Below are 15,165 nucleotides of genomic sequence, written 5' to 3' on the forward strand. Positions count from 1 at the left end.
CGGATGCGATGCTGACGCATCTTATCCGACCTACGGGTAGGCGGATAAGGCGTTTACGCCGCATCCGGCAGTCGTGTTCAGGGGATCTCAATTGCCAGATAATCGCTCGCCCGCTGACGAACTTCATCGACGCGCGCCATATCGTTTGACTGCAACGCCGCATCAAAATCGGTGATCACCCGACCAATATCTTCTCGCTCGTCACCCAGCGCCCGCGCCCACAACTCTTCCAGTTTGGCTTTAAAGGTGCGATTGATGAGCATATCGCGCGGATAAATTTTCAATGCGGATAACCGCGTCCGACTCTCTTCAATCTGCTGCGCGCTCAATGTTACCGGGCTGTGGTTAATCACTCTGGACTTAACGCTGCCGTCTTCCAGAAGCACGTCAACTTCACGCAAACCGTTGATATCATAACTAAAGCGAATATCAATTGATTGATAAGCCCCGGTTTTCTTCAACGGCACATCGAAGGACTCTACCAGGATATTATTCTTAACTTTGTGGTTTTCCCCCTGGTAAACATTCACCGTAATTGAATCCTGCTCCGGGTGCATGGTCGAGTAAGTTTCGACTCGTGACACAGGCACCGTGGTGTTTCGCTCAATAATCGGCGAGAAAATGCCGGAAACGCCCTGGCGGTTAACTTCAACGCCTAAAGAGTAGGGACAGATATCAGTAAGGATCACTTCTTCGATATCTTCGCTACGTAAGCGGCAGGCGGCCTGGATTGCTGCGCCCAGAGCGACAATGGTGCTCGGGTCGTAACTTTGATACGGTAATTTGCCAAACAGACGCACGGCGATTCGCTGTACCAGCGGCATTTGCGACGCGCCGCCAACCAGCACCAGACTGTCGATTTGACTCGGCTTCAGACGTGCATCGCGCAACGCCTGTTCAATTGGCACTCGCAAGCGATTGAGCAGCGGCAACCACAAATCTTCCAGTTCGTTCTCGTAAAATTCGCATTCCCGCGTTTCATCCTGGTACTGCCAGCGAATGTGCATTGGCGAATGATTGCTACATTTTGCCGCTTCCACACAGGCGTACAAGGCTGCCAGTTCACTCTCGTTAAGCGTGGTCCTGGCGACATCCGCGCGCTTTAAAACGTCATCGACCAGCATATGGGTAAAATCTTCGCCACCAAGAAAGTTGTCGCCAGCGGAGGCGTGAACTTCAATCACCGGCGTGGCGTACTCAAGCACCGTGACGTCAAACGTGCCGCCACCGAGATCAAACACCAGCGAGCGGGTGTTTTGCTGCGTATGCAGGCCATAAGCCATCGCGGCTGCCGTGGGTTCATTAATTAAGCGTACCGCATTTAACCCTGCCAACTCTGCTGCTAAACGGGTATGTTTGCGTTGTTCATCACTGAAATAAGCCGGAACGGAGATCACCACATCTTTAATTGGGCGTTGCAGAAATTCTTCGGCATCTTCTTTTAATGAACGTAATACCAAAGAAGACAATTCCGGCGCGTTAAATGTGCCATTGCCTAAGTGCCAGTTGGTATTACTGCCCATGGCACGTTTAAATAACGCAGCGGTTTTATCAGGATGTGAAGTACGCCGTGATACAGCCGGTTTTCCGACCAGAATATGATTATTTTCATCCATGCTAATTATAGATGGTGTTAAATATTCACCGAATTTATTTGGAATTAATTTCGCGGCACCGTCTTTCCAGACGGCAATTAAACTATTGGTAGTACCGAGATCGATACCAATGGCGAGTTCTGCATTATCCATTGCATTTATATCTTGAAGGAAAAAGAGAGCGCCAGAGTAAGACCACCACATTTTTACATGGTGATCTTAATCAATGACGTGTATTAAGCGTAAAATTTCAGACGATCTGCCAGTAAATCAACAAAGCCCTGACGATCAACATCGACCATGACGGTGGCATTCGGTTTATTGCCGGTCAGATAGTAATAATCAACAACTGTCATGCCCTGGGTATATTTCCCTTGCGTTTCGACGCCAACCCAGCGTTCAACGGTGGTGAACAGTTCAGGTTTCAGCAGCCAGGCGATGGTGCATGGGTCATGCAGCGGTGCGCCAACAAATCCCCATTTTTCATCTTTATGATATTCGAGGAAGAAATCCAGCAGTTCGGCGACGATGGTTGAAATCGGGTTGCCAATCGCGCGGAAACGCTCGGTGTCCTCAACGTGAATTTGCGCTTTGTGAGTGACATCCAGACCTGCCATTACCACAGGAATTCCAGACTGGAAGACAATTTCTGCTGCTTCCGGGTCAACGTAAATATTAAATTCAGCCGCTGGCGTCCAGTTACCAAGCCCCATTGCACCGCCCATAATCACGATACGGGCAATTTTGCTATGCAGTTCCGGATGGCTATTGAGCAGCAAGGCGACGTTAGTTTGCGGTCCGGTAGAGACAATGGTGACGGGTTCCACACTTTCACGCAGCGTTTTCGCCATCAGCTCCACCGCCGTGCAGTTTTGCGGTGCGAATGCGGGTTCCGGTAATGCCGGGCCGTCCAGTCCACTTTCGCCGTGCACGTTGTCCGCGATAATCAACTCACGCATTAACGGTTTCACCGCGCCGCCTGCCACCGGAATATCGGTGCGATTAAGCAGGGTCAGCATACGCAGAACATTACGTAATGTTTTTTCTGGTGTCTGGTTTCCGGCGGAAGACGTAATTGCTTTGACATCAAGCTCTGGTGAGGCGAGGGCGAGAACTATTGCGATAGCGTCATCATGACCTGGGTCGCAATCTAACAGAATTGGCAGTGCCATTGTTGCTCCTTGTTGTGTGCTTCTTTGCGACAAGGGTAACGCCGGGATGTAACAGATACGAGAGGCGAAATGATAAAGCGTGAGATGGCGCGCACTTGACTATGCGCGCCAGAGTGATTAATGCAGTATTTTCGCGAGGAAGTCTTTTGCACGGTCCGATTTCGGATCATCAAAGAAAGCGTCTTTCGGCGAATCTTCGACAATTTTACCTTCATCCATAAAGATCACCCGATTCGCCACTTTGCGGGCAAAGCCCATTTCGTGGGTCACCACCATCATGGTCATCCCCTCGTTTGCCAGTTCGACCATCACGTCCAGTACTTCGTTGATCATCTCCGGATCCAGCGCCGATGTCGGTTCGTCGAACAGCATGGCAATAGGATCCATACACAATGCGCGAGCGATCGCCACACGCTGCTGCTGACCGCCGGAAAGCTGCGCCGGAAACTTATTGGCGTGAGCAGAAAGCCCGACTCGCTCCAGCAGTTTCAGTGCTTTTTCACGAGCCGGCGCTTTATCGCGTTTAAGTACTTTCACCTGCGCCAGCGTCAGGTTTTCGATAATCGACAGATGGGGAAACAGCTCAAAATGCTGGAACACCATTCCCACACGGGAGCGCAGCTTTGCCAGATCGGTTTTCTTATCGTTAACCACGATGCCATCGACGGTAATTTCGCCTTGCTGCACCGGTTCGAGGCCGTTGACGGTTTTAATCAGCGTTGATTTACCGGAACCAGACGGGCCGCAAACCACCACTACTTCACCTTTTTTCACTTCGGTTGAGCAGTCGGTCAGCACCTGAAAGTGACCATACCATTTTGAAACATTTTTCAGGGTAATCATTATGCTGTCCTTCTTTTCAAGTAGCTGACCAACAACGATGCGCTAAGGCTAATAACGAAATAAACAAATCCGGCAAACAGGATCATCTCAACCTGCGTACCATCACGCTCACCAATGGTTGAGGCGGTACGGAAGAAATCAGCCAGAGATAACACATACACCAGCGAGGTATCCTGGAACAGAACGATGCCCTGAGTGAGCAGCAGCGGCACCATTGCACGAAACGCCTGTGGCAGAATGATGAGTTTCATCGACTGCCAGTGAGTCATCCCCAGCGCCAGCGCGGCGCTCGACTGCCCACGAGAAATACTTTGAATACCGGCACGGATAATCTCTGAATAGTAGGCCGCTTCAAACATCGAAAACGCCACCATCGCAGAAATTAAGCGGATATCGGTTTTCGGCGATAATCCCAGCACGTTTTGCAGAAAACCCGGCACAATCAGGTAAAACCATAGCAAAACCATGACTAAAGGAATCGAGCGGAATACGTTAACGTAGGCTTTGGCAAACCAAGCAATCGGCGCAAAGCTGGACAGACGCATCACTGCCAGCATGGTGCCCCACAAAATACCAATCACGACTGCTGTGACAGTGATTTTCAGGGTGATCACCAGCCCATCCAGCAGATACGGCAGGGAAGGGACAATAGAACTCCAGTCAAACTCGTACATTATTTGCCTCCCATGTTGCCGGGCAGGCGAACTTTACGTTCAACCAGCGTCATCACCAGCATGATAACCGCGTTAATCAACACATACGCCAGCGTAATAGCAGTGAACGATTCCCAGGCGTGAGCGGAGTAATCGAGCAATTTACCGGCCTGCGCCGCCATATCCACCAGCCCGATGGTCGAGGCGATGGCGGAGTTTTTCACCAGGTTCATCATCTCGGACGTCATCGGCGGGACGATAACGCGATAAGCGTTAGGCAGTAGTACGTAGCGGTAAGCCTGCGGTAGCGTCAGACCCATTGCCAGCGCGGCATTTTTTTGCCCACGCGGTAACGACTGGATCGCGGCGCGTACCTGTTCGCAAACACGGGCGGCGGTAAACAGCCCCAGGCAAAGCATGGAGGAGAGGAAAAACTGAATATTAGGATCCAGCTCCGCCTTAAACCACATGCCAATTTTCTCCGGCAGTAGCTCCGGGATTACCAGATACCAGGTAAAGAACTGCACAATCAGTGGCACGTTGCGGAACAGTTCGACATACAACGTACCCAGACCGGAGAGAAAACGGTTAGGAACGGTACGCAAAATGCCGAATAACGAGCCGACGAGGAAAGCGATAATCCAGGCGCAGATCGACAGAGCGATCGTCACCTGAAAGCCGCTCCAGATCCAGCCGAGATAGGTGGTGTTGCCGAACGGGGCTTGTTGTAAAAAAATACCCCAGTTCCAGTCTATAGACATAAATCTACTCCAGAAAAAAGAGGGTAGCAGCGTTAACTGCTACCCTCGAAGATTGTTACCCAGCGTATTGCGGTTTTCAGGCCCGATGGGGAACGACCATCAGGCGTATAGTCTGTCCGTGCTACGTAACAATCGAGAGGGCTGGAATTTCCGCCCCTGGTTCTTGTAATTAGTTCAGTGCCTTGTCATTCGGTTCTTTGAACAGAGCTTTCATTTCGTCTGACAGTTCGAAATTCATGTTCAGGTTTTTCGGCGGAATTGGATTTTTGAACCACTTATCAAACCATTTTTCCGCTTCACCGGAGGTCTGCACTTGAGCGATAGTGTCATCCATCAGCTTTTTGAACTGCGGATCGTCTTTACGCAACATGCAGCCGTAAGCTTCCTGAGACTGCGGTTTGCCGACGATTTCCCAGTTGTCTGGTTTCTTCGCTTTCGCACGTTCACCGGCCAGCAGGGCATCGTCCATCATAAAGGCAACGGCACGACCGCTTTCCAGGGTGCGGAAAGAGTCACCGTGATCTTTGGCGCTGATGATGCGCATATTCATTTTTTGCTCTTCATTCAGTTTGTTGAGCAAAACTTCAGAGGTGGTGCCGGAAGTGACGACTACGGCTTTATCTTTCAGATCGGCAAAATCTTTAACATCGCCGCCTTTTTTGGTCAGCAGGCGCGTACCGACCACGAAAATGGTGTCAGAGAAAGCCGCCTGTTTCTGGCGTTCGAGGTTGTTGGTGGTTGAACCGCATTCAAAATCGAAAGTGCCGTTTTGCAGCAGCGGAATACGATTTTGTGAGGTGATCGGAATCAGTTTCACCTGTAAGTCCGGTTTGTTGAGTTTCTTTTTCACTGCTTCAACGATGGCGTTGGAGTAATCCTGTGAGTAACCCACCACTTTTTGCTGATTGTCGTAATAAGAGAAAGGTACTGAAGATTCACGGTGACCGACGACAATCACGCCGTTTTTGGCGATTTTGTCCAGCGTACTGCCCGCTGCCGGGGCAGCGTCTTCTGCCTGTGCCAGTCCTGCAGAAAGCGCCAGGGCCAGGATTGCTGTGGCAGGTTTACGTAATTGCATATCCAACTCCTTTATCTCCTGCGTTAAAAACGCATGGATACCCGTTGTGAGTGTTTGTGTTGTTATCATCTGCAACTTTATTGTGCAGTGTTGTGCTTGTTAGGTAACATTTAGTTTGGCTAAATGTAAAGATATTGCTGTTTTATTGTTTGTTTTTGCGAGATGTACCGCACCATTCTGAAGCAAAATTCTTAAAATGCACTCTTTTGGTGCTGCCCGTGGATTGCTGTGGTGCAACCGGGTTGTACTGACGCCGGTTCAAGGTTTGCCTTGTATAACAAAGCAATAGATGTGCCAAAGTTGGAGGGACGTATTTTGTCATCCGGATAACGCATTGACGCTGCATCCGGTGAATGTGCCGAAATACGGGATGTATTCCGGCACGATAAGAAGGGATTATTTACGTCGCTGACGCAGACTCATCAGCACAGCGGCAAAACCAAACAGTGCTGTCAGTACCCACAGCGGCCAGTTGCCGGTACGTGCGTACGGTGTGAGTCCGGTGGTTGGCGTCACGTGAGTGGTCAACACCTCGCGGGTGAATTGCGGGATCATCGCCTGAATCTCACCTTGCGGACCAATTACCGCCGTAATGCCGTTGTTGGTGCTACGCAGCAGCGGGCGCGCCAGCTCCAGCGCACGCATTCGCGCCATCTGGAAGTGCTGCCACGGACCAATAGACTTACCAAACCACGCATCGTTTGAGATGGTCAGCAGATAGTCGGTATCCGGACGGAAGTTATCGCGCACCTGCTCGCCGAGAATGATCTCGTAGCAAATGGCCGCAGTAAGCTGTATCCCATTCACCGACAGCGGTGGCTGGATATATGGCCCACGGCTGAATGATGACATCGGCAGATCAAAGAACGGCGCTAACGGACGCAGAATCGACTCCAGCGGGACAAACTCGCCAAACGGCACCAGATGGTTTTTGTTATAGCGATCGGCTGATTCGTAGCTGTACGGCGCACCTTTACCCAGCGTGATGATGGTGTTGTAGGTATCGTAGCGGTTCTGCTTATTGAGACGCGCGTCGACAATCCCGGTGACCAGCGAGCTACCTTTCTCACGCAACTCACCGTCCAGTGCTTTGAGGAACGGTTGCTGATTAATTTCCAGATCGGTTATCGCCGACTCCGGCCAGATAATCAGCGACGATTTACCCATCAGCGGTGCCGTTGCGTTGTAATAAATTTTCAGCGTATTAAGAAGTTGGCTTTCATCCCACTTCAGCGATTGTGGAATATCACCCTGAACCATCGAAACCTGAATGGTTTTCTCCGGTTGCGGGGTAAACCACAGGATGTAACGCAGCGGGAAGGGGAGGGCAAACAGCACGACGGCTACCACAAGCGGACGCCAGTTGCGTTTGACCAGCGCCAGCGCCAACAGGCCGCTTACCATCATCAGCAGGAAGTTAATGGCTTCCACGCCCATTATCGGTGCCAGCCCTTTTAACGGGCCGTCAATCTGACTATAGCCGAACTGTAACCACGGGAAGCCAGTCAGCACCCAACCGCGCAGAAACTCGGTCACTTGCCAGAGGGCAGGAGCCGCAATGGCTACGCGCAACCAGGTCGTTTTCGGCCACAGCCGCGACAGCACACCGGCAAACAGCCCGGTATACAACGACAGATACGCCGCCAGCAGTACCACCAGGAAGATGTTTACCGGGCCAGGCATCCCGCCAAAGGTCGCAATGCTGACATAGACCCAGTTAATACCGCTGCCAAAGAGACCAAATCCCCAGCAGAAGCCGATAGCGGCAGACTGGAGTGGGCGACGGTTAAAGGTTAGTGCCTGCAACCCCATCAGCGAAACAATCGCCGCAGGCCAGACATCATAAGGAGAGAAGGCCAGCGTTCCGCAGGCACCGAATAATAACGCCAGCAGCAGGCGAATGCGCTGGCGTTCAATTAATGAGGCAAAAGCCATGTAGTTATCTATCCAGTTTCGGTTTTATTCATCCAGCTTCGGCTGGGGTGAGTCATCCGGGATTTTGACATGAACCTGAATAATACGCCGACTATCGGCCATCGCCACTTTGAACTGGTAACCGTCGATGTCGATGGTTTCGCCACGCGCCGGAAGATGCCCAAATGCCTGCATCACCAGACCACCGATAGTGTCGACCTCTTCATCGCTAAAGTGGGTGCCGAACGCTTCGTTGAAGTCTTCAATGGAAGCCAGTGCGCGCACGGTCCAGGTATGACGACTCAGCTGACGGAAGTCGATATCATCTTCTTCGTCATACTCGTCTTCAATCTCACCAACAATCAGTTCCAGGATGTCTTCAATGGTCACCAGACCGGAAACCCCACCGAATTCGTCAATGACGATCGCCATGTGGTAACGCTGAGAGCGAAACTCTTTCAGCATCCGGTCTACGCGCTTACTTTCAGGAACGACAACCGCCTGACGTAACACTTTGTCCATGCTGAAGGCTTCAGCATCGCTGCGCATAAACGGCAGCAAGTCTTTCGCCATCAGAATCCCTTCAATGTGATCTTTGTCTTCGCTAATCACCGGGAAACGTGAGTGGGCGGACTCGATGATGACATCAAGGCATTCGTCCAGCGTCTGGTTACGTTTCAGGGTAATCATCTGGGAGCGGGGGATCATGATGTCGCGGACGCGTTGGTCTGCGATGTCCATCACCCCTTCGAGCATATCGCGCGTATCTTCGTCGATAAGGTCGTTCTGCCCGGAATCACGGATCAGCGCCAGCAGTTCGTCACGGTTTTTCGGTTCACCGTGGAAAAGTTGGCTGAGTAACAGGGAGAAAAATCCCTTCTTGTTGCTTATCGTGTCACTACTGTGTGAATTGTCGTCGCTCATGGCGTCGTATGGGTTCTCATGTTAGTTAATCAAAACGCCGTCGTTAATCACCAACGGCGGGGACGTCTGCCAGTCAAATGCCTGGCAAATTATTCTTTCTCGGCAATGTACGGATCCTCATAGCCCAGAGCAAGCATAATCTCTGTTTCGAGGGCTTCCATTTCTTCTGCTTCGTCATCTTCGATGTGATCGTAACCTAACAAATGCAGACTGCCGTGCACCACCATATGCGCCCAGTGCGCCTCCAGTGGTTTGCCTTGCTCCTGTGCTTCCTTCTCAACCACCTGACGGCAGATAACCAGATCGCCCAGTAGCGACATCTCCATGCCGGGCGGCACTTCAAACGGGAAGGAGAGCACGTTGGTCGGCTTATCCTTACCGCGATAGGTCAGATTCAGACTGTGGCTTTCGGCGGTATCGACCACGCGAATAGTCACTTCCGACTCTTCCTGAAACTGCGGGATCACCGCATTCAGCCATGTTTGAAACTGGCTCTCTTCCGGCAATCCGGAGTTATCTTCACATGCCAGTTGTAAATCGAGGATCACCTGACTCATTTTTGTTCCTGTTCTTCGCGCTTGCGTTCTGCCGCCAGCGCCGCTTTTCGTTTTTGTTCGGCTTCTTCCCAGGCTTCATAGGCGTTAACGATACGCGCCACCACCGGGTGACGAACCACGTCTTCGCTGTGGAAGAAGTTAAAGCTGATCTCTTCGACATCGGCCAGCACTTCGATGGCATGACGTAAGCCTGATTTAGTATTACGCGGCAGGTCGATCTGTGTGACGTCGCCGGTGATAACCGCTTTTGAGTTAAAACCGATACGGGTCAGGAACATCTTCATCTGTTCGATGGTGGTGTTCTGGCTCTCATCGAGAATGATAAAGGCGTCATTCAGCGTACGACCACGCATATAGGCCAGCGGCGCGACTTCAATAACGTTGCGCTCAATCAGTTTCTCGACTTTCTCAAAGCCCAGCATTTCAAACAGCGCGTCGTACAGTGGGCGCAGATACGGGTCTACTTTCTGGCTTAAATCGCCAGGCAGGAAGCCCAGTTTCTCACCGGCTTCGACCGCCGGACGAGTCAGCAGAATACGGCGAATTTCCTGACGCTCCAGGGCATCAACTGCTGCAGCCACTGCCAGGTAGGTTTTACCCGTACCCGCCGGGCCAACGCCGAAGGTAATGTCATGGTCGAGAATATTGGCGATGTACTGCGCCTGGTTCGGTGTACGCGGCTTAATCACGCCGCGTTTGGTCTTGATATTGACCGCTTTGCCGTACTCCGGCACGCTCTCCGCGCTTTGCTCCAGCACTCGTGCTTCTTTAATCGCAAGGTGGATCTGTTCCGGCTCGATATCCTGAATCTGACCGCGCATCGGGGCAGTATCGACATACAGGCTACGCAGAATATCTGCCGCAGCGGTGACGCAAATCGGACGGCCGGTCAGTTTAAAGTGATTATCGCGGCGATTGATTTCGATGCCGAGACGGCGTTCGAGTTGCTTGATGTTGTCATCAAACGGGCCGCACAGGCTCAACAGACGCGCGTTGTCTGCTGGCTCCAGGGTGATTTCGCGAGTGTCTATGTTCAAACCGTTCCTCTTATCTGTATGCCGCCGGAAGCTGAACATTCACCGGCCTATAAGGAAATTATTCACGCCACAGGAAAAAGGCGCAAGCATTGCGATAAAGATGGGGATAAAGAGAGAAAAAACAAGGCCCACCGGAACGGCGGGCCTGAGAATTACGGCTGATAATAACCCACGCCAAGGTCGTTTTCTTTGCGAGTACGGGCAATCACCGATTCCGGCGTTTCTGCCACACGCAGACCCATTTCCTCTTCGGTACGAACCACTTTACCGCGCAGGGAGTTCGGGTAGACGTCGGTAATTTCTACATCGACGAATTTACCGATCATATCCGGCGTGCCTTCGAAGTTGACCACGCGGTTATTTTCTGTACGTCCAGAAAGCTCCATGATGCTCTTACGTGAAGTCCCTTCTACCAAAATACGCTGGGTGGTGCCGAGCATCCGGCGGCTCCATGCCATCGCTTGCTGATTGATACGTTCTTGCAGAATATACAGACGCTGCTTCTTCTCTTCTTCCGGAACATCATCAACCATATCGGCGGCTGGTGTACCCGGACGTGCAGAGAAGATAAAGCTGTAGCTCATGTCGAAATTGACGTCGGCAATCAGCTTCATCGTTTTCTCGAAGTCTTCGGTGGTTTCGCCAGGGAAGCCAACGATGAAGTCAGAACTGATCTGAATATCCGGACGCGCCGCACGCAGTTTACGGATGATCGCTTTGTACTCCAGCGCCGTGTGGGTACGCCCCATCAGGTTCAGAATGCGATCGGAACCGCTCTGTACCGGCAGGTGCAGGAAGCTCACCAGCTCCGGTGTGTCGCGATACACTTCGATGATATCGTCGGTGAATTCGATCGGATGGCTGGTGGTAAAGCGAATACGATCGATCCCGTCGATGGCGGCAACCAGACGCAGCAGATCGGCAAACGATCCGGTGGTGCCGTCGTAGTTCTCACCACGCCAGGCGTTCACGTTCTGGCCGAGCAGGTTGACTTCACGCACGCCCTGAGCCGCAAGTTGGGCAATCTCAAACAGAATATCGTCGGACGGACGGCTTACCTCTTCACCACGGGTGTAAGGCACCACGCAGTAGGTGCAATATTTATTGCAGCCTTCCATTATGGAGACAAACGCGGTCGGCCCTTCGGCGCGCGGTTCCGGCAGACGGTCAAACTTCTCGATTTCCGGGAAGCTGATATCTACAACCGGGCTGCGGTCGCCGCGCACGGAGTTAATCATCTCCGGCAGGCGGTGCAGCGTTTGCGGCCCAAAAATAATATCGACATAGTGGGCGCGCTGGCGAATGTGCTCGCCTTCTTGCGATGCCACGCAGCCGCCGACGCCGATAATCAGGTCTGGATTCTTCTCTTTTAACAGTTTCCAGCGACCCAACTGATGGAAGACTTTTTCCTGAGCCTTCTCGCGGATTGAGCAGGTGTTCAGCAGCAGCACATCCGCTTCTTCCGCCACGTCGGTCAGTTGATAGCCGTGGGTGGCATCCAGCAGATCGGCCATCTTCGATGAATCGTACTCGTTCATCTGACAGCCCCAGGTTTTAATATGGAGTTTTTTGGTCATCGACTTGCTCTTGCGAAATAGTAGCCAGGAATGCAGGGCGCATAGTGTAATGCTTTGCTGCCGTTGTGACCAGTATGAGCGTTATCAGCCCTTGGGGGTAAAAATCCTGTAAACTTAAAGCATATTGCTAACAGGATGATTGACCATGACAAATCAACCAACGGAAATTGCCATTGTCGGCGGAGGAATGGTCGGTGGCGCACTGGCGCTGGGACTGGCACAGCACGGATTTACGGTAACGGTTATCGAACATGCAGAACCTGCACCGTTTGTCGCAGGCAGTGAGCCGGACGTGCGGATCTCAGCGATCAGCGCGGCTTCGGTATCATTGCTTAAAGGTTTAGGCGTCTGGGATGCGGTACAGGCCATGCGTTGCCATCCTTACCACAGACTGGAAACGTGGGAGTGGGAAACGGCGCATGTGGTGTTTGACGCCGCTGAACTTAAGCTACCGTTGCTTGGCTATATGGTGGAAAACACGGTCCTGCAACAGGCGCTGTGGCAGGCGCTGGAAGCGCATCCGAAAGTAACGCTACGTGTGCCAGCCTCGCTGATTGCGCTGCATCGCCATAATGATCTTCAGGAGCTGGAACTGAAGGGCGGCGAAGTGATCCGCGCGAAGCTGGTCATTGGTGCTGATGGCGCAAATTCGCAGGTGCGGCAGATGGCGGGAATCGGTGTTCATGCCTGGCAGTATGCGCAGTCGTGTATGTTGATTAGCGTACAGTGCGAGAACGATCCCGGCGACAGCACCTGGCAGCAGTTTACCCCGGACGGTCCACGCGCGTTTCTGCCGTTGTTTGATAACTGGGCGTCGCTGGTGTGGTATGACTCTCCGGCGCGTATTCGCCAGTTGCAGAATATGAATATGGTGCAGTTGCAGGCGGAGATCGCGAAACATTTCCCGTCGCGTCTCGGTTATGTGACGCCGCTTGCCGCAGGCGCTTTTCCGCTGACGCGCCGTCATGCATTGCAGTATGTTCAGCCGGGGCTGGCGCTGGTGGGCGATGCCGCGCACACCATCCATCCGCTGGCGGGGCAGGGGGTGAATCTTGGTTATCGTGATGTCGATGCCCTGATTGACGTTCTGGTAAACGCGCGCAGTCATGGTGAAGCATGGGCCAGTTATCCCATTCTCAAGCGTTACCAGATGCGGCGCATGGCGGATAACTTTATTATGCAGAGCGGTATGGATCTGTTTTATGCCGGATTCAGCAATAATCTGCCGCCGCTGCGTTTTATGCGTAATCTCGGATTAATGGCGGCGGAGCGTGCTGGCGTGTTGAAACGTCAGGCGCTGAAATATGCGTTAGGATTATAGCCTTACAACATTGCCGGATGCATGCCAACCGTAGGTCGGATAAGACGCGGCAGCGTCGCATCCGACATTGAAGGATAAGACGTGTCAACATCGCATTCGACATTGAATATACGCAGAAAAGCAAAAAGCTCGCCGAAGCGAGCTTTTTTAATGTGGCTGGGGTACGAGGATTCGAACCTCGGAATGCCGGAATCAGAATCCGGTGCCTTACCGCTTGGCGATACCCCAACTGGGTGCACTTACGATGTAAGCGTCTTGAATAAATTGGCTGGGGTACGAGGATTCGAACCTCGGAATGCCGGAATCAGAATCCGGTGCCTTACCGCTTGGCGATACCCCAACAAATTTTTTCGAATTTGCCGAACATATTCGACACATTCAGAATTTGGTGGCTACGACGGGATTCGAACCTGTGACCCCATCATTATGAGTGATGTGCTCTAACCAACTGAGCTACGTAGCCAGATTATTTCTTCGATGGCTGGGGTACCTGGATTCGAACCAGGGAATGCCGGTATCAAAAACCGGTGCCTTACCGCTTGGCGATACCCCAATAACCGGGCGGTGAACCGCTTACTCGAAGAAGATGGCTGGGGTACCTGGATTCGAACCAGGGAATGCCGGTATCAAAAACCGGTGCCTTACCGCTTGGCGATACCCCAATAACCGGGCGGTGAACCGCTTACTCGAAGAAGATGGCTGGGGTACCTGGATTCGAACCAGGGAATGCCGGTATCAAAAACCGGTGCCTTACCGCTTGGCGATACCCCATCCGTACAACGCTTTCTGGTGAATGGTGCGGGAGGCGAGACTTGAACTCGCACACCTTGCGGCGCCAGAACCTAAATCTGGTGCGTCTACCAATTTCGCCACTCCCGCAAAAAAAAGATGGTGGCTACGACGGGATTCGAACCTGTGACCCCATCATTATGAGTGATGTGCTCTAACCAACTGAGCTACGTAGCCATCTTTTTTTTCGCGTTACCTTATCGGCGTTGCGGGGCGCATTATGCGTATAGAGCCTTGCAGCGTCAACCTCTTTTTCAAGGAAAATTGCTCGAAAGTGACTGTTTGGTTAGGTTGCGAACAGCGCGGTGCTATATTCGTCAATTATTGTTTATTTCGTGTTTTTCTCTGTTGTTTTGCGATGCAGGATGAAATTCGGAATTCAACAATAGCGCCCGAGAATTATCCCATGAAATACTGCACCGTTACGATTGGACAGAGCAGGGATTGCGGTGCCTGCATCTCTGCTACCACTTCAGGCTATTTATTGAGGGAATAATATGCTGCGTTTTATCACGGTGCTGGTCAGTGCTTTATTACTTATGCAATCCGCATTTGCCGACGAAGCCCGATCGGAAATCGGTAAGTATGTCTTTGGTTATCGTGGTCAGGAAGGGGCAGTGGTCTGGATGATGCGAATCGGGCCGAAAGCGGAAAATGAAGCACTCGTTCAGGTATCTCATGTTGATAATAACATCGATGGTCAGATTTTTCGCTGTAAAGTGAAAGCATTACAGGACGGTGAGAAATCCTATACCGCCGTAATTAAGGGCAAATCTTTTGAGTTATTACGCCTGAAAGAGGGAAATGGCAGCCTGCATATCCCGGATGAGCAGGCAACCTGGTCGGTGGCTTACAGTGATGAGTTGTCAAACAGCGATGTAGCAAATCCGGAACATTTCCTCACTGCGTATCAAAATCAACAAGCTCCCCAGTAACTGAAATTG

General features: G+C 51.9%; 13 protein-coding genes and 8 tRNA genes. 2 read left to right on the plus strand and 19 right to left on the minus strand.

The annotated features are described in order from the left end of the window. Positions 1 to 77: 77 nt before the first annotated feature. The 11 genes from hscC to miaB form a co-directional block, all read right to left on the minus strand. Positions 78 to 1,748 (minus strand): molecular chaperone HscC, encoded by a 1,671-nt coding sequence (gene hscC / locus WES_RS14700; protein ID WP_024195104.1) that lies wholly within the window; start codon positions 1,746 to 1,748, stop codon positions 78 to 80. Between the two features lie 83 nt (positions 1,749 to 1,831). Next, the gene (gene rihA / locus WES_RS14695; protein WP_001207504.1) at positions 1,832 to 2,767 is read right to left on the minus strand and encodes a pyrimidine-specific ribonucleoside hydrolase RihA; all 936 of its coding nucleotides are present in this window, start codon (positions 2,765 to 2,767) and stop codon (positions 1,832 to 1,834) included. Between the two features lie 117 nt (positions 2,768 to 2,884). Beyond that, the gene (gene gltL, locus WES_RS14690; protein WP_000631384.1) at positions 2,885 to 3,610 is read right to left on the minus strand and encodes a glutamate/aspartate ABC transporter ATP-binding protein GltL; all 726 of its coding nucleotides are present in this window, start codon (positions 3,608 to 3,610) and stop codon (positions 2,885 to 2,887) included. Next, entirely contained in the window at positions 3,610 to 4,284 is a 675-nt protein-coding gene (gltK, locus tag WES_RS14685; protein WP_000272811.1) for a glutamate/aspartate ABC transporter permease GltK, read from the minus strand. Before gltK ends, gltL begins: the two co-directional genes overlap by 1 nt. Then, positions 4,284 to 5,024, minus strand: coding sequence for a glutamate/aspartate ABC transporter permease GltJ (gltJ, locus tag WES_RS14680; RefSeq protein ID WP_000020950.1), 741 nt, complete (start codon positions 5,022 to 5,024; stop codon positions 4,284 to 4,286). The genes gltK and gltJ overlap by 1 nt, the downstream gene beginning before the upstream one ends. A 169-nt stretch (positions 5,025 to 5,193) precedes the next feature. Continuing rightward, entirely contained in the window at positions 5,194 to 6,102 is a 909-nt protein-coding gene (gltI, locus tag WES_RS14675) for a glutamate/aspartate ABC transporter substrate-binding protein GltI (RefSeq protein WP_016159089.1), read from the minus strand. A 396-nt stretch (positions 6,103 to 6,498) separates the two neighbouring features. Beyond that, positions 6,499 to 8,037, minus strand: coding sequence for an apolipoprotein N-acyltransferase (gene lnt, locus WES_RS14670; RefSeq protein WP_016159088.1), 1,539 nt, complete (start codon positions 8,035 to 8,037; stop codon positions 6,499 to 6,501). A 24-nt stretch (positions 8,038 to 8,061) separates the two neighbouring features. Then, positions 8,062 to 8,940, minus strand: coding sequence for a CNNM family magnesium/cobalt transport protein CorC (gene corC / locus WES_RS14665; protein WP_001278605.1), 879 nt, complete (start codon positions 8,938 to 8,940; stop codon positions 8,062 to 8,064). Positions 8,941 to 9,029: 89 nt separating this feature from the next. Beyond that, positions 9,030 to 9,497 (minus strand): rRNA maturation RNase YbeY, encoded by a 468-nt coding sequence (ybeY, locus tag WES_RS14660; RefSeq protein WP_000084469.1) that lies wholly within the window; start codon positions 9,495 to 9,497, stop codon positions 9,030 to 9,032. After that, positions 9,494 to 10,534, minus strand: a complete 1,041-nt coding sequence (locus WES_RS14655; RefSeq protein ID WP_001018040.1) for a PhoH family protein — start codon at positions 10,532 to 10,534, stop codon at positions 9,494 to 9,496. Before WES_RS14655 ends, ybeY begins: the two co-directional genes overlap by 4 nt. Positions 10,535 to 10,686: 152 nt before the next feature. Then, a complete protein-coding gene (miaB, locus tag WES_RS14650) occupies positions 10,687 to 12,111 on the minus strand; it encodes a tRNA (N6-isopentenyl adenosine(37)-C2)-methylthiotransferase MiaB (protein WP_000162741.1) in 1,425 nt (474 codons plus the stop codon). A 145-nt stretch (positions 12,112 to 12,256) separates the two neighbouring features. On the opposite strand from miaB, the gene ubiF reads away from it, so the two are divergent. Continuing rightward, entirely contained in the window at positions 12,257 to 13,432 is a 1,176-nt protein-coding gene (gene ubiF, locus WES_RS14645) for a 3-demethoxyubiquinol 3-hydroxylase (RefSeq protein WP_016159087.1), read from the plus strand. 153 nt (positions 13,433 to 13,585) lie between these two features. Here the strand turns inward: ubiF and WES_RS14640 are convergent. From WES_RS14640 to WES_RS14605, 8 genes are all read right to left on the minus strand, one after another. After that, a tRNA-Gln gene (locus WES_RS14640) sits at positions 13,586 to 13,660 on the minus strand. A 37-nt stretch (positions 13,661 to 13,697) separates the two neighbouring features. Then, positions 13,698 to 13,772: transfer RNA gene (locus WES_RS14635), tRNA-Gln, on the minus strand. 46 nt (positions 13,773 to 13,818) lie between these two features. Then, positions 13,819 to 13,895, minus strand: a tRNA-Met gene (locus tag WES_RS14630). A gap of 15 nt (positions 13,896 to 13,910) precedes the next feature. Beyond that, positions 13,911 to 13,985 (minus strand) — tRNA-Gln (locus tag WES_RS14625). 34 nt (positions 13,986 to 14,019) lie between these two features. Further along, positions 14,020 to 14,094: transfer RNA gene (locus WES_RS14620), tRNA-Gln, on the minus strand. A gap of 34 nt (positions 14,095 to 14,128) precedes the next feature. After that, a tRNA-Gln gene (locus WES_RS14615) sits at positions 14,129 to 14,203 on the minus strand. 23 nt (positions 14,204 to 14,226) lie between these two features. Continuing rightward, positions 14,227 to 14,311, minus strand: a tRNA-Leu gene (locus WES_RS14610). Between the two features lie 10 nt (positions 14,312 to 14,321). After that, positions 14,322 to 14,398 (minus strand) — tRNA-Met (locus WES_RS14605). A gap of 320 nt (positions 14,399 to 14,718) precedes the next feature. On the opposite strand from WES_RS14605, the gene WES_RS23940 reads away from it, so the two are divergent. Next, positions 14,719 to 15,156, plus strand: a complete 438-nt coding sequence (locus WES_RS23940; protein ID WP_016159086.1) for a hypothetical protein — start codon at positions 14,719 to 14,721, stop codon at positions 15,154 to 15,156. The last annotated feature ends 9 nt before the right edge of the window (positions 15,157 to 15,165 follow it).

The sequence above is a fragment of the Escherichia sp. KTE31 genome (assembly GCF_000407925.1).
GTDB lineage: Bacteria > Pseudomonadota > Gammaproteobacteria > Enterobacterales > Enterobacteriaceae > Escherichia > Escherichia ruysiae.